At 39.7% G+C, this 9,528-nt stretch carries 12 protein-coding genes; 10 read left to right on the top strand and 2 right to left on the bottom strand.

Annotated elements, in window-relative coordinates:
- Positions 1-331 precede the first annotated feature (331 nt).
- The 4 genes from H8716_RS16895 (at position 332) to H8716_RS16910 (ending at position 4,664) form a co-directional block, all read left to right on the top strand.
- Entirely contained in the window at positions 332-2,053 is a 1,722-nt protein-coding gene (locus H8716_RS16895; protein WP_009243741.1) for a MobA/MobL family protein, read from the top strand.
- Positions 1,992-2,741 carry a DUF6040 family protein gene (locus tag H8716_RS16900; protein ID WP_009243742.1) on the top strand — a complete coding sequence of 250 codons (750 nt, stop codon included), beginning with the start codon at positions 1,992-1,994 and terminating at the stop codon, positions 2,739-2,741. Before H8716_RS16895 ends, H8716_RS16900 begins: the two co-directional genes overlap by 62 nt.
- A gap of 155 nt (positions 2,742-2,896) precedes the next feature.
- Positions 2,897-3,355, top strand: a complete 459-nt coding sequence (locus H8716_RS16905) for a MarR family transcriptional regulator (protein WP_108817235.1) — start codon at positions 2,897-2,899, stop codon at positions 3,353-3,355.
- Positions 3,345-4,664 carry an MATE family efflux transporter gene (locus H8716_RS16910; protein WP_109214827.1) on the top strand — a complete coding sequence of 440 codons (1,320 nt, stop codon included), beginning with the start codon at positions 3,345-3,347 and terminating at the stop codon, positions 4,662-4,664. Before H8716_RS16905 ends, H8716_RS16910 begins: the two co-directional genes overlap by 11 nt.
- A gap of 133 nt (positions 4,665-4,797) precedes the next feature.
- Here H8716_RS16910 and H8716_RS16915 read toward each other — a convergent pair whose 3' ends face one another.
- Complete coding sequence (locus H8716_RS16915) at positions 4,798-5,034, bottom strand: DUF6061 family protein (RefSeq protein ID WP_002578301.1); 237 nt, start codon at positions 5,032-5,034, stop codon at positions 4,798-4,800.
- A gap of 313 nt (positions 5,035-5,347) precedes the next feature.
- Here H8716_RS16915 and H8716_RS16920 point away from each other — a divergent pair, with 313 nt between their 5' ends.
- Complete coding sequence (locus tag H8716_RS16920; protein WP_021651673.1) at positions 5,348-5,950, top strand: Type 1 glutamine amidotransferase-like domain-containing protein; 603 nt, start codon at positions 5,348-5,350, stop codon at positions 5,948-5,950.
- Positions 5,951-6,060: 110 nt separating this feature from the next.
- On the opposite strand, the gene H8716_RS16925 is transcribed toward H8716_RS16920, so the two are convergent.
- On the bottom strand, positions 6,061-6,414 hold the full coding sequence (locus tag H8716_RS16925) for a cupin domain-containing protein (RefSeq protein ID WP_020993869.1): 354 nt from the start codon (positions 6,412-6,414) through the stop codon (positions 6,061-6,063).
- A gap of 142 nt (positions 6,415-6,556) precedes the next feature.
- On the opposite strand from H8716_RS16925, the gene H8716_RS16930 reads away from it, so the two are divergent.
- The 5 genes from H8716_RS16930 to H8716_RS16950 all read left to right on the top strand — a co-directional run bounded on the left by H8716_RS16930 (position 6,557) and on the right by H8716_RS16950 (position 9,354).
- The gene (locus tag H8716_RS16930; RefSeq protein ID WP_008373705.1) at positions 6,557-6,889 is read left to right on the top strand and encodes a winged helix-turn-helix transcriptional regulator; all 333 of its coding nucleotides are present in this window, start codon (positions 6,557-6,559) and stop codon (positions 6,887-6,889) included.
- A gap of 143 nt (positions 6,890-7,032) precedes the next feature.
- Positions 7,033-7,470 (top strand): radical SAM mobile pair system MarR family transcriptional regulator, encoded by a 438-nt coding sequence (locus H8716_RS16935; RefSeq protein ID WP_008704238.1) that lies wholly within the window; start codon positions 7,033-7,035, stop codon positions 7,468-7,470.
- The gene (locus H8716_RS16940) at positions 7,467-8,156 is read left to right on the top strand and encodes a radical SAM mobile pair protein A (protein WP_249310138.1); all 690 of its coding nucleotides are present in this window, start codon (positions 7,467-7,469) and stop codon (positions 8,154-8,156) included. Before H8716_RS16935 ends, H8716_RS16940 begins: the two co-directional genes overlap by 4 nt.
- Positions 8,144-9,052, top strand: a complete 909-nt coding sequence (locus tag H8716_RS16945) for a radical SAM mobile pair protein B (protein ID WP_249310140.1) — start codon at positions 8,144-8,146, stop codon at positions 9,050-9,052. The genes H8716_RS16940 and H8716_RS16945 overlap by 13 nt, the downstream gene beginning before the upstream one ends.
- 86 nt (positions 9,053-9,138) lie before the next feature.
- Positions 9,139-9,354: a histidinol dehydrogenase gene (locus H8716_RS16950; protein WP_227700875.1), complete on the top strand. Its 216-nt coding sequence runs from the start codon at positions 9,139-9,141 to the stop codon at positions 9,352-9,354.
- Positions 9,355-9,528: the final 174 nt, after the last annotated feature.

Here is a 9,528-nt window from a genome sequence, read left to right on the forward strand (position 1 = left end):
TAATGCCGGAGGGAGTGGATTTTCCATTCCCTTCATTGCTTTTTCATGAAGGGCGCACTTATGGACAACCAGAGGTCGTCCGTATAAGTTTGCCACAGGTGGCAACCGGTCTGCGCTTATGCTTGCCGGGCTCGTTCCGTCGGCGGGGCTTTCAGCCAGACCTGCTCATGCCGCAGGAGGCACTCTTCGCCAGAGGGGCGCATTCCATGCAGGCTGTTATGCACAGGGCACTCTTACGCAGAGGGCGTTCCGGCAGATACCATTTTCTTTTTGGGAAAACGTTACCTGCCGGAAATCAAAGCCGGATACGGCAGAAAGGGGGAAACGGAGCATGGCGATTTTTCATTATACAGTAAAGATTGTTGGACGCAGCAAAGGGAAATCCATCATATCAGCATCTGCGTATCTCAATGGTGATGTGATGAAAAATGAAGAAACAGGCAGGATCAGCTACTACACTGCCAAAAAAGAAGTCGTTTATACCAGCCTGTTGATGTGTGAAAATGCACCACAGGAATGGCTGAACGTACCTGCTGAAAATATCAGACGGTTTCAGAAATCTGCCCGATATAAAAGAGCAGATAACAAAGATGCTGCACTGGGAAAATTTAAACTTACTTTTCAGAAACAGCGTTTATGGAATGAAGTTTTGAAGATTGAGAAGACCTCGGATGCACAACTCGGCAGGTCATTTGAATTTTCGCTTCCGAAAGAATGGAGCCGACAGGAACAGATTGATTATACAACTGAATATATTCAAAAGACCTTTGTAGATAAGGGAATGTGTGCGGACTGGAGTATCCACGATAAAGGAGATGGAAATCCCCATGTGCATTTACTTGTGACGATGCGACCATTCAATCCAGACCACTCATGGGGGAACAAAGAAATCAAGGATTGGGAGTTTGTCAGAGATGAAAATGGAAATATTGTGGTGGATGAATCCCATCCGGACTGGTGGCAGGATAAAAAGAACCCTGACCGTCATGGAATCCGAATCCCCGTACTTGATGAAAATGGAGTCCAGAAAGTCGGGACAAGGAACCGCAAACAGTGGAAACGTGTATTAACCGATGCTACCGGGTGGAACAATCCGAAAAATTGTGAGCTATGGCGGAGCGAATGGGCAAACGTCTGTAATGCACATTTGAAAACGGAAAATCACATTGACCACCGTTCTTATGCAAGGCAGGGAAAATTAGAGATACCGACGATCCATGAGGGCGCAGATGCCAGAAAAATTGACGAGAAATTTCAAAACGGACAGACATCCTCTACTTCATGGAAAGTAGAGGAAAACCAGATCATAAAAAGACAAAATGCACTGCTGGATAAAATACAGATTTCTTTTGGAAAAGTATCCAGTGCATTAACACAATGGAAGGAGCGATTGCGTGACATTAGAAGAAAGCCGGGAAGTCATTCCCATGATGGAGACAATGATAAACCAGATCGAGGAACAGCAGAATCTTATGGCAGAGATGGTACAGGAATTGCAGGAACGGGACAGGCAGCTCCTGTCTTTTCAGGAGCAGAACCAGAGTTTAAAAAGCTTAAACAGCGAATTATCCAGGCTGCTAAATCTTTTGCCAGATACAGAAGAACTGCTCTCACAGATCGAGCAACAGAAAACCAGAATCGAACAGTTGGAAAACGAGAATCAGCAATGGCAGGAATTAACGCAGAAGCTGAACAACGAGAACAGCTTATTGCAGAAACAGAACAGCGAATTGCTGACCTTAAACAGCAGATAGAGAAAGCGAGGGAGATCGATGAGCGAATGCAGAAACTTAGAGAACGTCGGGCAGGTGGAAGAACTTCTGCTGATGACCGAACAGATGCAGGACGAACTGGATCAGAAAGACCAGACAATCCAGGAACTAAACAGGCAGCTAAGCGAATCGCTGACCTTGAACGAGAAATTGAACAGCGAAAACAGAGCCGAGAATATCGAAGCATTGCGGACAAGATTAAGGCAAACAGAGGAACGATTGACCAGCGAGACAGACAGCAGGAAAAGAGCCGACGCAGAAGCCGTGGCATGGAAATTTAAGTATGAAAAAGCAGAGCAGGAAAAACTTTATGCACAGACACACCAAAAGACGGTAGAGGTAGCTGTTGAGAAAAAAGTGCCTTATGAGAAATGTGAAAAATGTGACCGTACTGCTTACCGGAAAGCAAAAGAAAAATGCGATAGCCGTAAAAGCCAGTTAGAAAAGAAATATAAAAATATGACGATTGGTTATGAAAGTATCTTGTTTCTACTGGCATGGTACAGCATAACAACAACACTGTTTACTGCGATTCTTTCGCCGGTTTTCCTTAACGACTGTATCGTCTTTTTCGGTGCGTTAGGAAAAGGAATGGGAAGTTTATTTCGGGAGTTTGTGACAGGTGCAGACTCTTTCGGACAGTTAAGCAGTGGAATACCTAACAGTATTCTTTCCGGGATTGTGTACTGGCTGATTGCCGGTACTGTCATGGCAATTTTATTCGTAATAACCGGGTGGCTGATAATCGGGATTGGTTATCAGGTAGGAAAAATCTACCGGAAATATTGTTGGGATATCATCAGTATCGTGGTAGCGATAACGAGTACAGCTGTTGTAATTTACTTTGGAGAATGGATTAAAAACGCTAATCCGATAAATCTTATTGTATTGCTATTACTGTCGCATATTATTTATATTGGAATCAGATGTTATGTGAAAGACTGGATGGAAGAACGAGGATATTATTAAAAGAGGATAGGGAAATTTCATAATCTTCCTGTCCTTAGTAAGGGACTATTGATTGTTTATATAAAGAAAAAGTATATAAATAAATCTTGACAATTAGTACGAACGCGGACTATACTATAAAAGTCCGGATTCGTACTAATTTAAGGAGAAAAAAGATGAGAAAAGATAATAATATGATAATACAGTTGCAACGATATTATGCTTTATGGAAAGAATGTACAGCAATGTATGAGGAATGGTCAAAGGATCAGGGACTGTCTTCAAATGGAGTTTTTGCTTTGTATTCATTTTATGAAAGTAATGGAAGATGCACGCAGAAAATGATAAGTGAAAAATGGAATATACCTAAGCAAACGGTAAATACGATACTAAAAGATTTTCAGAAAAAAGGATACATCAATATGGTATCTGATGATTCAGACAAGAGAAATAAGCTGATATGCCTCACAGAATCAGGAATGGAATATACGAAAGATATCATAGAAAAACTGCACTCAAAAGAAATATATGTAATCGAAAAAATGGGATTAGAGAATATAGAAAGTCTTAATGATAATACAGAGCTGTTTATCAGACTTTTCAAGGAAGGAGATTGTAAGAAAAATGAATCATAAATCATTATTTTTTAAATATGTTATTCCATCTATTATAGCATTTGCATTATCAGGAATATATGCGATAGTGGATGGATATTTTGTAGGCAATACCATAGGAGATGCTGGACTTTCGGCTATTAATATTGCATATCCGATTGTGGCTTTGATTCAGGCTCTTGGAACAGGAATTGGTATGGGAGGAGCTGTTTATTACTCAATTAATGCAGCAGAAAAGAAAGGAAAACGGGCAGAAGAATTTATTGCTACAAGCTGGTGGCTTCTTGTAATAGTAAGTGTTATCAGTACCATAATTATTTACTCCTTTTCGTCTAAAATTTTAGGATTGCTTGGAGCAGATGGAATTATATTAACAAATGCGACAGATTATATCAAAATTATAGCACTTGGAGCAATATTGCAGATTCTTGGAACTGGAATGATGCCATTCATTAGAAATTATGGAAACTCTTTCTGGTCAATGTTTGCGATGGTTGGTGGATTCATAACCAATATTGTTCTGGATTTTATCTTTGTATGGATATATGAAATGGGCATGAAAGGTGCAGCCACAGCTACAATAGCCGGACAGGGTGTGACTGCAGCAATTGCAATCATATACGCATTATATAATAAAAAGTTTTATGTGTATGTATCCTTAAAAAATGTAAAAGAAATGTGTGGCGCTATATTCAGAGTAGGTCTTGCACCATTTGGGCTAGCATTGACTCCTAATATTTCATTGGTGTTTATAAACCGATTCTCCGCTTCTTATGGGGGAGAAAAAGCTATTGCAACTTATGCATGTGTATCCTATATTATCTGTATCATATATCTCATATTGCAGGGCGTAGGTGATGGAAGTCAACCTTTAATGAGCCGTTTTTATGGTGAGAAGGATCAAGAAAGCCTGAGAGGAGTTCAGAGAATGGCATACATTTTTGCAATAATTCTTGCTGTTTGTGGTGGAATTATCATGTATGTAAACAGAGCAAATATTGGAGGGGTTTTCGGAGCTTCTTATGAAGTAAGTATTGAGATTTCTAAAATTGTACCTATATTTTTAGTGTCATTACCATTTGTTGCGATTACCAGAATAGCGACAGCTGGATTTTATGCTACTGAAAAAAGTGGATTGTCATACATTCTTACATTCATTGAACCAGTATTGATGCTGATATTTATGCTTGTTTTACCACCTTTATTTGGTGGACAGATTATGATATGGTGGAGTACGGTATTGGCACGTGTTTTTTCAGCGATTCTGGCATTCATACTAATAAAATATTGCGAAAAGGGAGATTTGCAATATGGAATACAGAAAATTTAACAATCAGATAGTAGCAAGAATAATCTAGGTTTATCTATTGTATTTTTAAGGACAGCCTCATAGCAATAGGGCTGTCCTTTTAAAATTATGAAGCTAATTTTTAATAAATTCTAGTAGATTTTGATTGGAATAATCATAACTCTAATGAATCTTCAGCATCTACCCACATCTGTAAATTCCCATCAAGATATAACCTTGCATATTCTAATGGCTCATCGATTGCAAGCGATGTCAAAGCACAATCAGATCCAGGTGTGGTTCTTAAATTTTTTTCTGCTTCCCAACAATCAATACGGAGTATATAGCCCGTATTAGTATATACATCAATGCTGTTGCACTGTGGATTGTATTCTGCAAATATTGTTCTCATCGTATCCCATCTCCTTATCATTTAATCAATCAGTAGTAGCAAAAATTAAGAAGCATTTCAATCAGTTCACCATGTCACTTTTATTTTGTGTTATACTGTCTTATAGATTTTTCTTGCCCTTGTATTTGCCCTTATCAGAGTGCATAAACACTGATGGGACGATATAACACAAGGGAAATAATAAGGGAAAGCTCACCTGCGACAAATCCAGTGTTTTCAAGGGGGTGCGAAGAATTTAATAATAAAATATAACAGTTATTAAATTTCTTAAAACAGGTGAAATCTCAATCGGGATTTATAAAGGAGAATATTGATGAAACTATTTTTATGTTCGCATTTTTCAAGTGTAGGAAGTCTGATAAAGGAAGAAATTGAAAATAAGAAAGTCGCATTTATTCCAACAGCTTCGCTGCGTGAAGGCTACACCGGTTATGTCGGCTCGGCTCGAAAATTATTCAAAAAGTTGGGAGCAATCGTAACTGAAATTGATATTTCAACGGAGGCTTATTCAACGATACAGTCTGTTTTTGAAGATGCAGATGTGATATATTTTACCGGCGGAAATTCTTTTTTTCTTATGGACCGGCTCCGTAAAACGGGAACTGATGGGCTGCTGAAAAAGGAATTGGCAAATGGAAAATTGATGATCGGCGAGTCGGCAGGCGCAATTATATGCGCTCCAAGCATCCAATATATCCAGCAAATGGATGAAAAGCCGGAGGATTACTCACAAGAAGATGATGCAGGGCTTGATTTGATTGATTTCTATGTTCTTCCGCATTATCTTACAGCACCATTTAAGAAAGTTACCGAGAAAATAATGACTGAGTTTTCGGATTTGAATCTATGCCCAATTAACAACCGTCAGGGAATTGTAATTGACGGTGAAGGTTCAAAGGTTATTTGCAAAGACTAATTTGAAAATTCTTGTTTGAAAAATTGAGAAAACGTAATATTGAACAAAAAAGAAATGCACAGTTCTTAGCTTATCGTGAACTGTGCATTTTTGTAAATAAATACTTTTAATTAGCCGATTACGGCATCCTCTGCTGTAAAATGTTCCAGAGAATTTTCTTTTACCTGAATACAGATATAAGTAATTCCAGAAATATCGGATGCAAAAAACTGACGCTTTGCAGTAGGTGCGATTTTTAGCCAGTCTCCAGTTGAAAGGCTAATTTCTTCTCCATCAATTATGGCTTTGCCGTTACCTGAAAGAATTCCATAGATTTCTTCATTTTCTTTATGAGAATGAACAAATGGGACATTTGCTCCTGCAGGTAGTTCGTTTAAACTGATTTCTGCACCTGTTAAAGACAACTTTTCATGCAGCTCAATTCGGTTTTCCTTTCCAATAGTTGTTTTTGTGTAATTTGCCATAATAATACCTCCATAGTTAATTTGTAGTTTCTGGTTGCTTGGTATTAGTATAGTGTGAGACACATACAAAAACAAGTACGCACCTTTTTGTAACTGTACACTCAAAAATGAATGTGTTACAATAGACTCGGAGGTGAGAATTATGCGAGCAAAAGAAGAATTACCGGAATGCCCAGTTGCAACAGCAGTATCTCTTATCGGAGGAAAATGGAAACTGCTGATTTTGCGTAACTTGAAAGAGCGTCCATGGAGATTCAATGAGTTACAACGAAGTATAGATGGTATTTCACAAAAGGTTTTGACAGATAGTTTAAGACAAATGATGAGTGATGGGCTGGCATATCGCCACGATTACCATGAGCAGCCACCGAGAGTTGAATACGGCTTAACGGAACTCGGAACAAAAATGCTTCCAATTGTTAATTCACTTGCTGACTTTGGTAACTACTATAAATCAATTATTGAACAGAATTAAGGACGTTAGTATTTGAAAAGCTCGAACAATTCAAGTTTGGAGAATCGAAAAAAACGGAATTTACCTATTAAGACATATAAACTGTTGACAATAAAGCTCCTATATAGTATGTTTTTGATAAACTACTATATAGGAGCTTTTGTATGGAAATGAATGGAGGATTTCTTGTTACCAAAATAAAACAGCTTGGAGACCGGATTTTCGAGAAGATTCTCAGTGAAAAGAATATTGATGCGTTTAATGGAGCCCAGGGGCGTATTCTTTATGTGCTGTGGCAGAAGGATGGTATTTCAATCAGGTCACTCTCGACTAAATGCGGATTAGCGATAACATCTCTTACTACGATGCTGGAAAGAATGGAAAATCAAGGGCTGATAAGCCGTGTTCAGTCTGAAACGGACAAAAGGAAAACGCTCCTGTTTCTGACTGAGAAAGCACATGCCTTAAAGGGCGAGTACGATTCTGTATCTGATGAGATGGGCAGTATTTACTACAAAGGTTTTTCAGAGGAAGAAATTATCCGGTTTGAGGAATGCCTCGACCGCATCAGAAAGAATCTTGAGGAGTGGCAGAAGTCATGAGTATTTGTATCAAAGATCAGATTCAGAACATGAATATTGTCATCGGCTGCACAGTGGGGTGTACATATTGCTATGCCCGCAACAACGTGAAACGCTGGCATATGATTGATGACTTCGCTAACCCTGAATTCTTTCCGGGTAAGCTCAAGATGATGGAAAAGAAACGTCCGCAGAACTTTCTTCTTACCGGGATGAGCGATCTCTCCGGATGGAAGCCGGAATGGAGAGACGAGGTACTTGCAAAGATCCGTGAAAATTCGCAGCATCAGTTCCTGTTCCTTACCAAGCAACCTGATTTGCTGGATTTTGATACCGATCTGGAAAACGCATGGTTTGGCGTTACGGTGACGAGGAAAGCAGAACTGTGGCGTATCGACGCCCTTCGGAAAAACGTCAGAGCAAAACATTACCATGTTACCTTTGAGCCGTTATTCGACGATCCCGGCACAGTTGACCTTTCCGGAATCAATTGGATCGTTGTCGGCACCATGACCGGAGCTCAGAACAGGAAGATTCATACGGAGCCGGAATGGGCATGGTCTCTGGCGGACCAGGCACATAAGCTCGGCATTCCGGTGTTTATGAAGGAAGACCTTGTCCCTATCATAGGGGATGAAAATATGATTCAGGAAATGCCGGAAGAATTTAATAAAGTGTTAGAGGTACAGAAATCATGGAAGAAGTAATAAATGGAATCCTCATTCGTGAGGTGGAAACAAAGAACATCATGACTAAGTCTAGTCTGCCGGTAAGCGGTTACTCGGTCAATCCCTATGTGGGCTGTACACATGCCTGCAAGTATTGCTATGCTTCTTTTATGAAGCGCTTTACCGGGCACAAGGAGGAATGGGGCACTTTCCTTGATGTGAAGCATTGGCTGGAAATTAAAAATCCGAAGAAATATGCCGGACAGCGGGTGGTCATCGGTTCTGTGACAGATGGCTACAATCCACAGGAGGAGCAATTCGGGAATACCAGAAAACTTCTGGAGCAGCTGATCGGCAGTGACGCAGATATTCTGATCTGCACAAAGTCTGATCTTGTGGTACGGGATATTGATCTGCTGAAAAAGCTTGGACGAGTGACCGTTTCATGGTCGATCAACACACTGGATGAAAATTTCAAGAACGATATGGACTCTGCTTCAAGCATTGAGCGTCGTATCGCTGCTATGAAGCAGGTATATGAAGCAGGGATCCGTACAGTCTGTTTCGTATCCCCGGTATTTCCCGGTATCACGGACTTTGAAGCGATCTTTGAGCGGGTAAAGGATCAGTGCGATCTGTTCTGGCTCGAAAATCTCAATCTTCGAGGCGGTTTCAAAAAGACAATTATGGATTATATCGCCGGAAAATATCCTGATCTTGTACCACTTTACGACGAGATCTATAACAAGCATAACCGTAGCTACTTTGAAGCACTTGAAGTAAAAGCTGAGAAAATGGCTAAGAAGTATGATTGTGCCTTTGTGGATAATGAAATGCCTTATGGCAGAGTCCCGCAGGGGCATCCGGTGATCGTAGATTATTTCTATCATGAGGAAATCCGTGGGACAGAGAATACCGGAAAAAGAAATCGCTAAATTCAAATTTGCCTGATTCACGCACAATTTAATTTAATAACAAATTTACATAGCACTTTAACATGACCAAAGACGAAGAAATCAGAATGATAAATGAAAAACTGGATTTTTATGTAATGGAGGCAAGTGATGAGGAGTTCGATACCGAAGAGGTACGCAAACTTGTGAAGCGATTAGATGAATTGGATCCCATACCATTGCCGTGGAAATCGGATGAGGAAGCATTGAAAGACTTCTGGGATTATTGTGAAGAGAGACAGAGGGAAGAACGTATAATAGCAGAGATGAAAATTAAGGGTTGAGAAGTCAGTGCCTTTGGAAAAAGTATGTGGTAAAATATATATACGAGAAGTCTATAAACTGTTAAGGAAACAATCGGAGTTGGTGTAAACGAAAAAGCAGCCTTGAGTTCTGATAAAAACTGCCCTTTCGTTTACATCAATTTCGATTTTACCTTGGTGAACAAAGTCGCGTCC

The sequence above is a fragment of the Jingyaoa shaoxingensis genome, from assembly GCF_014385005.1.
Taxonomy (GTDB): Bacteria; Bacillota; Clostridia; order Lachnospirales; family Lachnospiraceae; genus Marvinbryantia; species Marvinbryantia shaoxingensis.